The following is a 13,751-nucleotide window of genomic DNA, read 5'->3' on the forward strand; positions in this document are numbered from 1 at the left end:
CACTCCCGCCCGCCCCTCGCGCGGCCCTCGGGAGCCGGGTCCGCTCAGCGCGAAACCGGCGCCGGGCGCCGGGCGCGGTCCCGTATCCTGACAGCCACGTCCCCTCCCGAAAGGCACTGCTGGTGGAAATCCGTATCGGAATCGTCAACACCCCGCGCGAGCTCAACTTCGAGTCCTCGCTGTCCGTGGCCGAGGTCGAGAAGACGGTGACCACCGCGCTCGAGGCGGGCGCCAAGGTCCTCCGCCTGCGCGACGAGAAGGGCAAGATCTACATCGTCCCCACCGAGACCATCGCCTTCGTCGAGGTCGGCTCCGAGGAGTCGCGCCGCGTCGGCTTCGTCGCCTAGCCCCTCCCGACGGTCACGTCGTGGAGCTCCTCTTCGTCACGCTCGGCGGGATCCTCCTGGGTCTCGCCGCCCGCTACGGGCTGCCGCACCGGCATCTGCACGGGTCGGTCCTGGTCCCCGCGCTCGGCGGCGTCGTCGCCGCGGTCGTCTGGGTCGCGCTGACCTGGGCCGGTCTGCCCTGGGACGGCGGACTGATCTGGATCCTCGCGCTCGGCCTCGCGGCCGTCGCGGTCCTCGTGGCCGACGTCGCTCTGGGCCGGGCGCGCACCCGTCGCGACGACGCCGCGCTCGAGGCGATGCTCGCGGGCCGGGTCGCCCCGGACCGCGTCGCTCCCTGAGCGCACCCCACCACCACGCCGAGGCGCGGGAGTCCTGGACTCCCGCGCCTTCGTCGTTCCCGGGGCGGGGACCTCAGGCCGGCAGCGCCTCGACCCGCTCCGTCGCCACGAGCGTTTCCGCCAGCGCCGCGCGGATCGGCTCCACGATCGGCAGCACCCCGGCGAAGTCCGCCGCGAGCCGCTCGGCGGCCGCGCTGAGCGGTCCGCCGCCGATGATCACCGCTTCGGCTCCCGCCGCCTGCGCCCGCAGCACCGCGGTGCGCAGCTCGCCGTGCAGCCGCTCCGGGTCGTCGAGCTCCTCGGCGGGCGAGAGAGTGAGGAAGCAGCCCGCGTAGGCGGGGAGGCCGCCCGACTCGGCGACGAGCGCGCGGATCACCGGCTCGAGCCGTCCCGTCGTCGTCGCGATCGCGAAACGGCGTCCGCCGGCACTCGCAGCGCGGACGGCGGCGGCGCCGATCCCCACGACCGGCAGTCCGGTGGCCGCCGCTGCCCCGGCGGCACCCGGATCCCCGAACGCCGCGACGACGATCGCGTCCGGAGTGTGCGCCAGGGCCGCGCGGCGGGCCGCGGCGACCACGTGCTCAGCCGCGGCCGCGAGGGCGGCGGGAGTGGTGATGATCGAGGGCCCGTGGGCCGCCGTCTCCCCCACGATCCGGACGTCCTCGCCCCGCACCGCGTCGCGGGCGACGGCCACCAGGAGCCGGGTGGTCGCGACCGAGGTGTTCGGATTCACGACGACGACGGTGCGCTGCACGCTCAGTCCTCCGCCATCGGGCGCCCGACGGTCTCGCGCGGGAACTGCACGGCGATCGCGCAGATCGCGAACAGCCCGGCGAGGAGGGCGAACATCCCGCCGACCCCCGAGGCGTCGAGCACGGCGCCGGCGAGGAGGGGGAACAGACCGCCCGACAGCGAGCCGAGGGCGAGGATCACCGAGGTGCCGAGTCCGCGGATCCGCGTGGGGTACTGCTCCGGAGCGAACAGCCAGATGGTGGTGTTGAGCACGATCACCGAGAAGTTGAAGAGGAAGCCGAAGACCAGCACCAGCGCGACGGTGGTGCCCAGGAAGCCGAAGCCGAGACCGGCGCCGATCCCGAGCAGGGCGGCGATCGTGAGCGTGAGCTTGCGCGGCAGCCGGCGGGCGGCGAGGGCCGCGACCAGCGCTCCGACCAGCGAGCCCGACTGCATCACGAGGGTATACCAGAGCGCACTGGTGATGTCGAAGCCGCGGGAGGTGAGGATCAGCGGGATGAGGGTGAGCATCGAGATCTGCGCGGCGTAGGACATGCAGACCGCGACGCCCAGGGCGATCGTCGTGCGGCGGTGGCGGCGGCCGAAGAGCTCGGTCCAGCGCGGAGTGGTCGCGGCGACCACGGGCCGGTCGGCGGCGCCGCCCAGGTAGTCGACCTCGTTCTCGACCGGGCGGTGCAGCCGGCCCTGGGCGAGCCGGTTGAGGACGGTGTTCGCCTCGGCGACGCGGCCGCGGGCGGCGAGGTAGCGGGGAGTCTCGGGCAGCGCGCGCCGGTAGACCACGACCGCGAGAGCCGGGATCACCAGGATCCCGAAGAGCCAGCGCCAGCGGTCGTCGCCGGTGAAGACCGAGAAGACGATGACACCGAAGAGCGGGGCGAGCATGTTGCCGAGGCCGGCCGCCGCGACGTTGATCAGGCCGACGGCCGTGCCGCGGTGCTTGGCCGAGAAGAACTCGGCGAGCATGATCACGGCCGTCGCGATCTCGCCGCCCAGGCCGAGGCCGACCAGGAAGCGCGCGGCGACGAGGATCTCGTAGCTGGGCGCGAAGGCGCAGAGCAGCGAGCCGACCGCGAAGATCATCAGGTTCGCGCCGAGGAGGGTGCGCCGCCCGATCCGGTCCATCACCACGCCGGCGAGGACGCGGCCGAGTGCGACCGCGGTGAAGGTCGCCGTGTTGAGCAGGCCGATCTGCGCGCCGGCGAGCCCCCAGTCGGCGGCGAGGATCGGACCGGCGACGCCGACCGTGTTCTGCTCGATGGCGTCGAAGAAGACGCCGAAGAGGATCATCGCGACGATGCCCAGGTGCGCGCTCGTCACTCCGATGCGCGAGTAGGCGGCCTCGATGCGGTCGCCCATCGTCGTGGCGGGGGGCGGATTCGTGACGGTGCTCATGGGGCGGGTCCTTCCGGCGGAGTGGCGAGGGAGGCGCTCGGTATACCGAGGCACGTCGATCACGGTAGATCCGATCCGGCGCCGGGGTGTTTCAGGCAGATGAAGACGGCGTTACAAGGGCCGCCAGGTCCGTCCTCCGCCGCCCGCTACCCTTCGAGGACGGAGAACGGGTAGACCGACTGGAGCGCCGATGCCGACGAAGAGCCCTGCGCAGACGATGTCGCAGCGCGTGTACGAGGAGCTGCGCGCACGGATCCTCGACGGCCGGCTGCCGGCGGGCGAGCCGATCCGCGAGCGCGACCTGGCGACCGAGCTCGCCGTGTCGCGCGTCCCGATCCGCGAGGCCCTGCCCTGGCTCGAGCTGGCCGGCCTGGTCACCGTGCGCCCGCGCAGCACCGCCGTCGTGTCGATCGTCCGGCGGCGCGACGTGGACGAGCTCTACGACATCCGCTCCGCGCTCGAGCCGCTCGTCGCCCGGAAGGCCGCGGAGGCGGTGGCCCGCGGCGCCGACGCCTCGGCACTGACCGCCGTGGTCGCGGAGGCGAGCGCCGCACTGGCCGCCGGCGACCTCGCGCGCTTCCACTCCGAGAGCGGCCGCATCCACGGCGCGATCGAGGCGATCGCGGGCAACCGGCTCCTGATCACCACGATGCAGCCGCTCGACGAGCGCAGCAACCGCCTCAACATCGCCAACATCCAGGCCGAGCCGGGCGTCCGCCACGAGGAGCACGTCCGGCTCGCCGAGGCGGTCGCCGCCGGCGACGCCCCGCTCGCCGTCTCCGTCGCCCACGCCCACGTCGAGTGGGGCCGCGCCCGCACGATCGCCACGCTGGCCCACGTCCCCGGCTTCATCGACGACTGACCGGGCGGCCGCGCACTTCCTCCGTGCTGATCGACCGGCCGGTGGCTGTCGCCTTCATGCTCATCGAGTAGCCCGCGCAGCGGGCGTATCGAGATCCACCACCGTCAGAACCTGACTCTGCAGCCCCGCCCTGCTGACGACGGCGGGTCTCGATACGCCCCTCCGGGGCTGCTCGACCAGCATGAGGTGCGGCACAGACCGAGCTCCGGCTGACAGCCGCGCCGGCGGGTCAGGCCGTCAGCCCGAGCGCGTCCATCCGGCGGGTGTGCGAGGCGATCAGCTCGGTGAAGACCGGCTCGATCCGCGACTCGTCCGAGTCCGGGTTGCCCGAGCCCATCAGCGCCGAGCGGGCGACGAGGAGCGTGTCGCCGACCAGCCGGCGCCCCCAGACCGCCAGCCGGGAGCCGAGCCGCTCGTCGGCGGCGATCTCGCGGCGGAGGATCGCGACGAGCCCGTCGATGCCGGTGTCGGCGCCCAGGGTCTGCGCGATCCGCGGTCCGACGTCGTTCGGCAGCCCGCCGGTGAGCCGGATGAAGAAGTCGTCGAGCAGCCCAGCCGTGATGTACGCCGACAGCAGCGTCTCGTGCAGGTCCGCGCCGCGGGTGAGGTGCTCGAAGGTGTCGATCGCGGGCCGGAACGGCGCCATCGCCTCACTCGGCTCGACGTCGCGCCGGCGCAGCTCGGCGACGACCGCGTGGTGCTTCGCGAGCGCGGTGCCCGCCGCCGCCGAGATCGCCTCCTTGTCGGCGAGGTCGTCCGTGCCCGCCACTCCGCGGGCCAGCGCCTCGAAGACGGCCAGCTGGAGGTAGGCGACCTGCCCGAGGTAGGGCAGCAGCTCCGGGGTCAGATCGGCCAGGTCGACGCGGTCGCGCTTGCTCGTCGCCTCGCCGCGCGGGGTCAGTCGGGGGGCTTCGCCGAGCGGACGTCGACGTCGGAACCAGGCTGCCATCCGATCAGTGTAGAGCGCGCGCCGCCCGCGCTTCCGGGCCCGGCGACCCCCGTGGCGGTAGACTCGCCGGGATGTCACCGGCGCTGGATCGGTGACCCTGCGCCCGAGTCGTACAGGGGCGTGGACCGTTCGACACGACAGGCGCTTCACTCCGTGACTTTCTCCGACCTCAAGATCGACGACGACATCGTCGCCGCACTCGCCGCCAAGGGCATCCTCGAGCCGTTCCCGATCCAGGAGCAGACCATCCCGCTGGCCCTGCAGAAGCAGGACATCATCGGGCAGGCCAAGACCGGCACCGGCAAGACCTTCGGCTTCGGCCTCCCCCTCATCCAGGCCCTCGGCAATGACCCCGAGCCCGGCGTCAAGGCGCTGATCGTGGTGCCGACCCGCGAGCTCGCCGTGCAGGTCACCGAGGACATCGAGCTCGCCGCCTCCAACCGGCCGACCAAGATCGTCTCCATCTACGGCGGCAAGGCCTACGAGGGGCAGATCGAGCAGCTCAAGGCCGGCGCGCAGATCGTCGTCGGCACCCCGGGCCGCCTGCTCGACCTCGCCGGTCAGCGCCTGCTCTCGCTCGCGAGCGTGCAGACGATGGTGCTCGACGAGGCCGACAAGATGCTCGACCTCGGCTTCCTCTCCGACATCGAGAAGCTCTTCGCGCAGACCCCGGCCACCCGCCACACCATGCTCTTCTCGGCGACGATGCCCGGCGCGATCGTCGCGCTGGCCCGCCGCTTCATGAACAAGCCGATCCACATCCGCGCGACCGACCCCGACGAGGGCATCACGCAGGCGAACATCAAGCACATCGTCTACCGGGCGCACTCGCTCGACAAGGACGAGGTCATCGCGCGCATCCTGCAGGCCGAGGGTCGCGGCAAGACCGTCATCTTCACCCGCACCAAGCGCGCGGCCGCCCGCATCGTCGAGGAGCTGAACGACCGCGGCTTCAACGCCGCCGCCGTGCACGGCGACCTCAACCAGGAGCAGCGCGAGCGCGCGATGGCCGCGTTCAAGGCAGGCAAGAAGGACATCCTGATCGCGACCGACGTCGCGGCGCGCGGCATCGACGTCAACGACGTCACCCACGTGATCAACCACACCATCCCGGACGACGACCAGACCTACCTGCACCGCGTCGGCCGCACCGGTCGCGCCGGCAAGACCGGCATCGCCGTGACCTTCGTCGACTGGGAGGACCTGCACAAGTGGGCCCTCATCAACCGCGCGCTCGAGTTCGGCCAGCCCGACCCCGTCGAGACGTACTCCTCGTCGCCGCACCTCTACGAGGACCTCGCCATCCCCGCCGGGACGAAGGGGCGGCTGAAGCCGACCCCCATGCCCGCCGAGGCGAAGGCGGACGCGCGCCCCGAGCGCTCGACCCGTCAGCGTGAGCCGCGGGAGCCGCGCGAGGGCGGCCGCGAGCCGCGCCGCCGCAACCGCGGCGGTGACTCCGCCGAGTCCTCCCCCGCCACCGCCGAGACCGAGTCGGTGCCCGCCGGCCAGGCGCCCTCGAGCGAGAGCAAGGAGCACCACGACGGCAACAGCGAGCCCCGCCGCCGCACCCGCCAGCGCCGCCGCAGCCCCCGCCCGGACGGCTCCGCGTAGGCCTTCGCCCCCAGGTCTCGAGACGTCCGCTCCCCGGGCTGCTCGATCAGCAGGAGAGACCTGCTGGTCGAGGAGCTCCGCAGGAGCGTCTCGAGACCCGCCCGCCGTACCGACGGCGCGGCTCAGATCACGCGCGCCGCCCCGCGGATGGCGTCGACCGTCGCGCGGGCGGTCGTGTTCTCGCCGAGCCGGTTCGGCTTGCCCGTGCCGTGGTAGTCGCTCGACCCGGTCGTGACCAGGGAGTAGCGCGCCGCCAGCTCGCGCAGCCGCCGCTTGCCCTCGCCGGTGTTCTCGCGGTGCTCGACCTCGAGTCCGAAGAGCCCGGCGTCGACGAGATCCGGCAGCAGCGACTCGATCACGATGCCGCGGGTGCTCGTCGCCGGGTGGGCGATCACGGGGACGCCGCCCGCGGCTCGCACGAGCCGCACGGCCTCGACCGGGTCCGGTGCGTAGTGCGGCTGGAAGTAGCCGCCGCGCCAGTCGAGGATCCCCGCGAACGCCGCCGAGCGGTCGGTCGCGAGTCCGCGGGCGACGAGCGCGTCGGCGATGTGCGGCCGCCCGATCGTCGTGCCGGGGCTGGTCTGCGCGAGGACGTCCTCCCAGGTGAGGTCGTAGTCGGCCGCGATCGCCGTGACGATCGCCTGCGCGCGGTGCGAGCGCTCCGAGCGGATCCGCGACGTCTCGGCGGCCAGACCCGGATCGGCCGGATCGGGCAGGTACGCGAGCACGTGCACGCTCGCCCAGCCGACACGGGAGGACAGCTCCATGCCGGTGAGCAGGTCGATCCCCGCGTCGCCGGCCGCGGCGATCGCCGCCTCCCAGCCGCGGGTCGTGTCGTGGTCGGTGAGCGCGACGCCGTCGAGACCGGCCGCGGCCGCCGCTCGGACGAGGACCTCGGGCGGCTCGGTCCCGTCGGAGACGAGCGAGTGGGTGTGGAGGTCGTACCCGCCTCCGGGGACATGCATGGTCGCCATCGTAGACGCGCGTCCTGCGGACTCCCCGGGATCGATGCCCTAGCCTGAGCCGGGATGGGGACACGACTGGTCAAGTTCGCGGTGGCGCTCGCAGTGGCGCTCGTGCTGCTGGTGGTCGCGGCACCCGGCTTCTTCGGCATCGCCGGTCAGACGCCCTTCGCGCAGCTGGTCTCCTTCCGCTCGGCCACGGCCCTCGCCGCGGTCGCCGGAGCGGTGGTCCTCGTCGTCGTCGCCGTGCTCGTCGAGCCGGTGCGCCGGCTCGCCCTCGTCCTGAGCGCGATCGGGGTCGCCTTCGCGCTCGTCCTCGGCGGCCTGCAGGCGGTCCGCGGGAGCGACTCCGCCCCGCCGCGCGCGCACCGCCTCGGCGATCTGCGCGTCCTGAGCTGGAACCTCCTGCACGACGGCGTGCCCGCCGAGATGGTCGCAGCGCTCGCGAACGCGAACGCCAGCGACGCCGTCGCCCTGCTCGAGGTGTCCCAGGAGCGCGCCCAGCAGGTCGTCGACGTCCTCGCGGCCGCCGGCCGGCCGATGACGCTGCACCTGGTCGCGGGCACGGGCCCCGCCGACGGCACGGCGCTCCTGCTCTCGCCGTCCCTCGGCGGCTACTCCGTCGACGCCGCGAGCACGCCCACCGCGACCAGCCCCTCCCTCGTCGCCCGCCCGGACACGGCGGAGCGCCCGGTGATCGCCGCCGTGCACACCACCGCTCCCCTGCCCGCGCAGACGACCGAGTGGCGCAGCGACCTCGCGCGCCTGGCCGATCTCTGCACCGCCGAGGAGGACCTGGTCGTCCTGGGCGACCTCAACTCGACGCTCGACCACTGGTCGGCGCTCCCCGGCGACTCCGATCTCGGCGGCTGCGCCGACGCCGGGCGACTCGCGAACGCCGCCGCCGTCGGCACCTGGCCGACGAGCCTCCCGACGGGCCTCGCCGCTCCGATCGACCACGTGCTGTTCTCCGGCCGCTGGGACGTCTCCGGCTTCGACGTGCTCAACGACCAGGACGAGGCCGGCAGCGACCACCGACCGGTGATCGCTCAGCTCTCCGTCCGCGGGATGGTCAAGGAGTCCTCCTGATCGTGCTCTCGACCGCCGCTCGCGGCGGGAGGAGGAGAATGGGGGGATGACGAACACGGACGAGCAGACCTCCACCGCGGCACCGGAGACCGTCGCCGCCGCCCCGACGCCGCGCGCGACGACCAACCGCTCCACGACGCCCGGCTCCGACCGGTTCCGCGACTTCATCGCGTCCGGCTGGGCCGACCGCGAGGAGGCGCTGCCCGCGCCGCGCGAGCAGGCCGCCTTCGCCGCGGGCCGCCGCGAGCGCCTCTCCGCTCTGCACACCGGCGTCCGGCTGATCGTCCCCGCCGGGCGGCTGAAGCAGCGCGCCAACGACACCGACTACCCGTTCCGCGCGCACTCCGCCTTCACCTGGCTGACCGGCTGGGGCTCCGACTCGGAGCCGGGCGCCGTCCTGGTGCTCGAGCCCGCGGGCGAGGGCCACAGCGCGACGCTGTACTTCCGCGAGCGCGCCGGTCGCGACTCCGACGAGTTCTACGCGAACTCCGAGATCGGCGAGTTCTGGATCGGCCCGCGGCCCTCCCTCGCCCAGGTCGCGAGCGACCTCGGCCTCGAGACCCGGGGCATCGCGGAGCTCGACGCCGTCCTCGACGCGGCGGGCGCCCCGGTCGCGGTCCTGCGCGAGGCCGACCCGCTGGTCACCGCGCGCCTCGACGCGCGCGCGAGCGACGCGGAGGGCGACGCGGAGGGCGACGCGGCCGATCGCGACGCCGCTCTCGAGCGCGACGTCTCCGAGCTGCGCCTGGTCAAGGACGAGTACGAGATCGCCGAGCTGCGCGCCGCCGTCGACGCCACCGCCCGCGGCTTCGAGGACGTCCTGGCCGACCTGCCCCGCATCGTCCGGCACGAGCGCGGCGAGCGCCTCATCGAGGGCGTCTTCAACGGCCGCGCCCGCGCCGACGGCAACGCGGTCGGCTACGACACGATCGCCGCGGCCGGCGCGCACGCCTGCATCCTGCACTGGACCCGCAACGACGGGCCGGTGCGCCCCGGCGACCTGGTCCTCCTCGACGCCGGCGTGGAGCAGGAGAGCTACTACACCGCCGACATCACCCGGACCTTCCCCGTGGACGGCCGGTACACCGAGGCGCAGCGCCGCGTGCACGAGACGGTGCGGGAGGCGGCCGACGCCGCGTTCGCGATCGTCCGCCCCGGCATCCGCTTCCGCGAGGTGCACGCCGCCGCGATGGCCGTCATCGCCCGGCGCACCGCCGAGTGGGGACTGCTGCCGGTGAGCGCAGAGGAGGCGCTCGAGGCGGACAACCAGCAGCACCGCCGCTACATGGTGCACGGCACCAGCCACCACCTGGGTCTCGACGTGCACGACTGCGCGAAGGCCCGCCGCGAGATGTACCTGGACGGGATCGTCGAGGCCGGCATGGTCTTCACGATCGAGCCCGGGCTCTACTTCCAGCCCGACGATCTGACCGTCCCTGCGGAGCTGCGTGGCATCGGCGTCCGGATCGAGGACGACGTGCTGGTCACGGGGGACGGCGCCGAGAACCTCTCGGCCGGGATCCCCCGCTCGGCCGACGACATCGAGGCGTGGATGGCGCGGCTGGCCGGCTGAGCTCCGCGCGACGACGGTGCGGGGGCGTCGGCGCTCAGGCGGCGACGGCCTCGACCGACGTGCGCTGGGCGGTGGCGCGCGCGAGTCCCTCGAGCAGGACGGCGAGCTGCCCGGCGGGCGCCGCCGGGTCCTCCGGGTGCCACTGCACCCCGACGATCGGCGCGTCGCGGTGCTCCAGCGCCTCGACGACGCCGTCCTCCGCCCGGGCGACGACCCGGAGGCCGGGAGCGAGCGCGTCGACCGCCTGGTGGTGCGCGCTCTGCACGGCGAGCGCCTCCGCGCCGAAGAGGCCGCCGAGGGCCGAGTCCGCGGCGAGCACCACGTCGTGGCGGTGCATGCGCTCGTGCACCGGCGCATCGGCGTTGAGGTGCGCGGCCTCCGGGCCGAGGTCGGGGACGAGCGTGCCGCCGAGGGCGACGTTGACGATCTGGAGGCCGCGGCAGATGCCGAGCAGCGGCGTGCGGCGGGTCAGGGCCCGGCGGACCAGCGCGATCTGGGCGGCGTCGGCCTGCTCCGCGTGCGGACCCTCGCCGGCGTAGCCGCGGGCGACGCCGTAGCGCTCGGGGGCGATGTCCTCGCCGCCGGCCAGCACGATCGCGTCGGCGCCGAGCGTCTGCTCGAGCAGCGCCGCTGTGCCGAGGTCCTCCGCGGCGAAGCGCTCCGCCTCCCAGCCCAGCTCGCGGGCGAGACCGAGGATGCGTCCGTTCAGCATCTGCACGTAGGCGTGGTACTCGTCGCGACCGGGGCGCGTCGAAGCGACTTCGACGATGGCGAGCGTTCCTGGCATGCCTCCATCCTGGGCACGGGCGCGCGGCGGGTCGAGCGGCGACGACACGGGCGGTAACACTGGGCCCGTACGATCACGGAGTGACCTCGCCGACCCCGTCCCTCCCGGAGCGTCTGCACCGCTCCCGGGCCGACGTCTCCGTGCTCGCGGGCACCACCTCCGAGCGGCAGGTGCGACCGCTCCGCGAGGCGATCGAGGCGGCGGCCGAGCACGACGACGACGCCGCCGCGCTGCTCGACGCCGTCGAGGCCCAGACGGCGCTGCTCGAGCGCGCCGAGACGCAGCTGAGCGCGCTGGAGCGCTCGGTGCGCGACGACCTCGACCGCGCGGCCACCCTGACCGACGTCCGGACCACGGCTCAGCTCGCCTCCGCCGCCGATGTCGCGACCGCCTGCGCCGCCGCGACCGCCCTGCTGCTCAGCGTCGACGACGCCCGCGCCTCGGACGTCCGGCACGATCCCTCCGCCGTGCTCGCCCTGCTGCTCGAGGCGGACGCCGCGCTCGACGCCGTGGTCGCCGGCTACCGCGATCCCCGCGCGCAGGCCGAGCGGCAGCTGCTCCTGGTCGAGGGCGCGCGCACGGTCGCCCTGCTCGGGGCGGATGCGGTCGCCCTGCTGGCCGCCGTCCACGGGGACCGGGTGAGCGCCGCGCCGCGCATCCTCGCGGACGAGACCCGCGCCCAGCTGGACGCGGCTCTGCGCCTCGCTGCCGCCGACCCGTCGGCGGCGCTCGAGCAGGCGCGGGCCGCCGACGACCGCGCCCGCTCGGCACTCGACGAGGCGCTGCTCGACCTCGACGGCCCCGGGGCGCCGTCCGCGGATCCGCTCGCGGCCGCGCCCGGCGAGCTCCCCGCCGCCTGATCCGCGCGGGCGGCGCACCCGCCTCCGCACCTCGGAGCCGCGTGCCATAGTGAGGGACATGGCGTCCTTCCTCGTTGTCCCGCAGTGGCAGGGGTCCGCGTCGACGCGGGCCATGCGCCTGGTCGACGGAGCCGAGGCGATCCGCGGCGATCTGCCCTCCTCCGCCACCGTCGTCGTCGACGTCCCCGCCGAAGCGGGCGATGCTCAGGACACGGGAGTCCGCCGCTACGCGTCCGTCGCAGTGACCGCCGAGCGGGTCCGCGAGGCGCTGGCGGGCCGGCCGGGACCGATCGTGACGATCGGCGGCGACTGCGGGGTGGAGTTCGCGGCGATCGGGCACGCGGTCCTCAGCTCGTCCGAGCCCGTCGCCCTGGTCTGGTTCGACGCGCATCCGGATGCGAACACTCCGGAGACCTCGCCCAGCGGCGCGTTCTGCGGCATGGTGCTCTCGGCCGTCCTCGGCCGCGGCGTCGGACTGCTCAGCGCGTCCGCCGCGGACCGCATCGCCGACGAGCACGTCGTCCTCGCGGGCGTCCGCGCCTCGGACCCGGGCGAGCTCGAGGGACTGCTCGAGCGCGGGGCGACCCACCTCGGTGTCGACGCGCTCGATCCGGAGGCGCTCGTCGCCGCCGTCGAGGCGACCGGCGCGGGCTCGGTCTACGTGCACATCGACCTCGACGTCCTCGACCCGGCCGAGGTCGCCGGTCTCTTCGACCCCGTGCCGTTCGGCGTCCCCGCCTCGCGGCTGGTCGAGTGCCTCGCGGCGCTGCGGGCCCGGTTCCCGCTCGCGGGCGCGGGGCTCACCTCGTTCGCACCCTCCTCGCCGACCGCCGCGGTCGACGACCTGCCGACGATCCTGCGCCTGGTCGGCGCGACGACCCGCGGAGTCTGAGCCTCGGCGCTCCCCGGCGTCGGACTGCGCCGGCCCGGCCTGAGCGCCGACTCCGAATCGGCGCCCCGCCGCGACCCGGTGTCGGCGGCACCGGGCAAGATGGACGGACGCGACCCGAGCGGAGGACCGATGAGCGACGACCGGCGACGTGTGCGCACCGAGCGGCGCGGGCACGTGCTCGAGATCGTCCTCGACCGGCCCGAGAAGCGCAACGCAGCCGACTTCCGGCTCCTCGGCGAGCTGGCCGCCGCGTACGGCGAGCTCGACCGCGATCCGGAGCTGCGCGCGGGCGTGGTCCTCGCCGAGGGCGCGCACTTCACCGCCGGCCTCGACCTGGCCGACATCGGTCCGCGACTCGGTGGCGACGGCCTCGACTTCGTGCCCGAGGGCGGCCTCGACCCGTGGGCGATCCGCACCCGCCCGGTGGCCAAGCCCGTCGTGATCGGCCTCCAGGGCACCTGCCTCACCCTCGGCATCGAGCTGGCGCTCGCGAGCGACGTCGTCCTCGCCGAGGAGTCGACCCGCTTCGGCCAGATCGAGGTCGCCCGGGGCATCCTGCCCTTCGGCGGCGCGAGCCTCCGCTTCCCGCGGGCCGCGGGCTGGGGCGACGCGATGCGCTGGATCCTCACCGGCGACGAGTTCGACGCCCGCGAGGCGCACCGGATCGGCCTCGTCCAGGAGGTGGTGCCCGACGGCACCGTCGCCGAGGCCGCCCGCGCCCTGGCCGAGCGGATCGCCGCGCAGGCTCCGCTCGCCGTCCAGGCGGCACTCGCGAGCGCACGGCTCGCCGTCACCTCCTCCGACGCCGAGGCGGCCGCCGCCCTGCCCGCCGAGCTGGCCAGACTCGCCGCGTCCGACGACGCGCGGATCGGCATGGAGGCCTTCCTCTCCCGGACGCGAGCGGAGTTCACCGGCCGATGAGCGAGCAGGCACCCGCGACCACGTCCCTCCCGACCACCACCGCCCCCGCGGCCCGGCACACCTCCGTCCTCGAGGCCCAGCGCGAGCGCGCGGCGCAGCAGCTCGAGGTGCGCCTGCGCTACGGCGACCAGGTCTGGGAGCTGCGCGAGGTCGACCACTTCGCCGTCTTCTCCCGCCGCTCCAAGGCGCGCCGGGCGGGCCGCGCCCTCGTCGCCTCCGGCTTCGAGATCGCGATCTCGCGCCTGCGCCTGCGCCTCGTGCTGGTCGCGAGCCACCACGCCGCGGTGGACGAGGAGGCGACGACCGCCTTCCTCCGCCAGGTGATCGAGGTCGTCGAGCGCGAGGGCGGCCGCTACGACGGCTGGCGGGCCGAGATCGTGCCCGCGCACTGACGATCCCCTCCGGGCCGCACGGC

15 protein-coding genes are annotated in these 13,751 nt (G+C 74.5%); 10 read left to right on the plus strand and 5 right to left on the minus strand.

The genetic code is table 11. The features are described from left to right. Positions 1–122: 122 nt before the first annotated feature. Together GTU73_RS14465 and GTU73_RS14470 are read left to right on the plus strand one after the other, a co-directional pair. Positions 123–347: a DUF3107 domain-containing protein gene (locus GTU73_RS14465; protein ID WP_123447586.1), complete on the plus strand. Its 225-nt coding sequence runs from the start codon at positions 123–125 to the stop codon at positions 345–347. Positions 348–367: 20 nt separating this feature from the next. Continuing rightward, positions 368–685 (plus strand): hypothetical protein, encoded by a 318-nt coding sequence (locus tag GTU73_RS14470; protein WP_160090404.1) that lies wholly within the window; start codon positions 368–370, stop codon positions 683–685. Between the two features lie 73 nt (positions 686–758). Here the strand turns inward: GTU73_RS14470 and GTU73_RS14475 are convergent, their stop codons facing one another. Continuing rightward, positions 759–1,439, minus strand: a complete 681-nt coding sequence (locus GTU73_RS14475) for an aspartate/glutamate racemase family protein (RefSeq protein WP_208543674.1) — start codon at positions 1,437–1,439, stop codon at positions 759–761. Between the two features lie 2 nt (positions 1,440–1,441). Next, positions 1,442–2,830 (minus strand): MFS transporter, encoded by a 1,389-nt coding sequence (locus tag GTU73_RS14480; protein ID WP_244231648.1) that lies wholly within the window; start codon positions 2,828–2,830, stop codon positions 1,442–1,444. Positions 2,831–3,020: 190 nt separating this feature from the next. Here GTU73_RS14480 and GTU73_RS14485 point away from each other — a divergent pair, with 190 nt between their 5' ends. Next, a complete protein-coding gene (locus GTU73_RS14485) occupies positions 3,021–3,692 on the plus strand; it encodes a GntR family transcriptional regulator (RefSeq protein WP_160090405.1) in 672 nt (223 codons plus the stop codon). A gap of 229 nt (positions 3,693–3,921) precedes the next feature. Here GTU73_RS14485 and GTU73_RS14490 read toward each other — a convergent pair whose 3' ends face one another. After that, positions 3,922–4,641, minus strand: a complete 720-nt coding sequence (locus GTU73_RS14490; protein WP_160090406.1) for a ferritin-like fold-containing protein — start codon at positions 4,639–4,641, stop codon at positions 3,922–3,924. 153 nt (positions 4,642–4,794) lie between these two features. Here GTU73_RS14490 and GTU73_RS14495 point away from each other — a divergent pair, with 153 nt between their 5' ends. After that, entirely contained in the window at positions 4,795–6,252 is a 1,458-nt protein-coding gene (locus tag GTU73_RS14495; RefSeq protein ID WP_160090407.1) for a DEAD/DEAH box helicase, read from the plus strand. Between the two features lie 122 nt (positions 6,253–6,374). On the opposite strand, the gene GTU73_RS14500 is transcribed toward GTU73_RS14495, so the two are convergent. Next, a complete protein-coding gene (locus GTU73_RS14500) occupies positions 6,375–7,217 on the minus strand; it encodes a PHP domain-containing protein (protein WP_244231649.1) in 843 nt (280 codons plus the stop codon). Between the two features lie 63 nt (positions 7,218–7,280). Between GTU73_RS14500 and GTU73_RS14505 the strand changes: the two genes are divergently transcribed. Then, the gene (locus tag GTU73_RS14505) at positions 7,281–8,303 is read left to right on the plus strand and encodes an endonuclease/exonuclease/phosphatase family protein (protein WP_160090409.1); all 1,023 of its coding nucleotides are present in this window, start codon (positions 7,281–7,283) and stop codon (positions 8,301–8,303) included. A 46-nt stretch (positions 8,304–8,349) separates the two neighbouring features. Then, positions 8,350–9,876, plus strand: coding sequence for an aminopeptidase P family protein (locus GTU73_RS14510; protein WP_160090410.1), 1,527 nt, complete (start codon positions 8,350–8,352; stop codon positions 9,874–9,876). 34 nt (positions 9,877–9,910) lie between these two features. On the opposite strand, the gene GTU73_RS14515 is transcribed toward GTU73_RS14510, so the two are convergent. Then, positions 9,911–10,663, minus strand: coding sequence for a gamma-glutamyl-gamma-aminobutyrate hydrolase family protein (locus GTU73_RS14515; RefSeq protein WP_160090411.1), 753 nt, complete (start codon positions 10,661–10,663; stop codon positions 9,911–9,913). Positions 10,664–10,743: 80 nt separating this feature from the next. Here GTU73_RS14515 and GTU73_RS14520 point away from each other — a divergent pair, with 80 nt between their 5' ends. The 4 genes from GTU73_RS14520 (at position 10,744) to GTU73_RS14535 (ending at position 13,728) form a co-directional block, all read left to right on the plus strand. Next, a complete protein-coding gene (locus GTU73_RS14520; protein WP_160090412.1) occupies positions 10,744–11,523 on the plus strand; it encodes a hypothetical protein in 780 nt (259 codons plus the stop codon). A 58-nt stretch (positions 11,524–11,581) separates the two neighbouring features. Next, positions 11,582–12,415: an arginase family protein gene (locus tag GTU73_RS14525; protein WP_160090413.1), complete on the plus strand. Its 834-nt coding sequence runs from the start codon at positions 11,582–11,584 to the stop codon at positions 12,413–12,415. Positions 12,416–12,544: 129 nt separating this feature from the next. Continuing rightward, the gene (locus GTU73_RS14530; RefSeq protein ID WP_160090414.1) at positions 12,545–13,336 is read left to right on the plus strand and encodes a crotonase/enoyl-CoA hydratase family protein; all 792 of its coding nucleotides are present in this window, start codon (positions 12,545–12,547) and stop codon (positions 13,334–13,336) included. Then, complete coding sequence (locus GTU73_RS14535) at positions 13,333–13,728, plus strand: ribonuclease E inhibitor RraB (RefSeq protein ID WP_160090415.1); 396 nt, start codon at positions 13,333–13,335, stop codon at positions 13,726–13,728. The genes GTU73_RS14530 and GTU73_RS14535 overlap by 4 nt, the downstream gene beginning before the upstream one ends. Positions 13,729–13,751: the final 23 nt, after the last annotated feature.

Origin of the sequence: Rathayibacter sp. VKM Ac-2804 (genome assembly GCF_009866655.1) — a bacterium.
In the GTDB taxonomy this organism is placed as follows: Bacteria; Actinomycetota; Actinomycetes; order Actinomycetales; family Microbacteriaceae; genus Rathayibacter.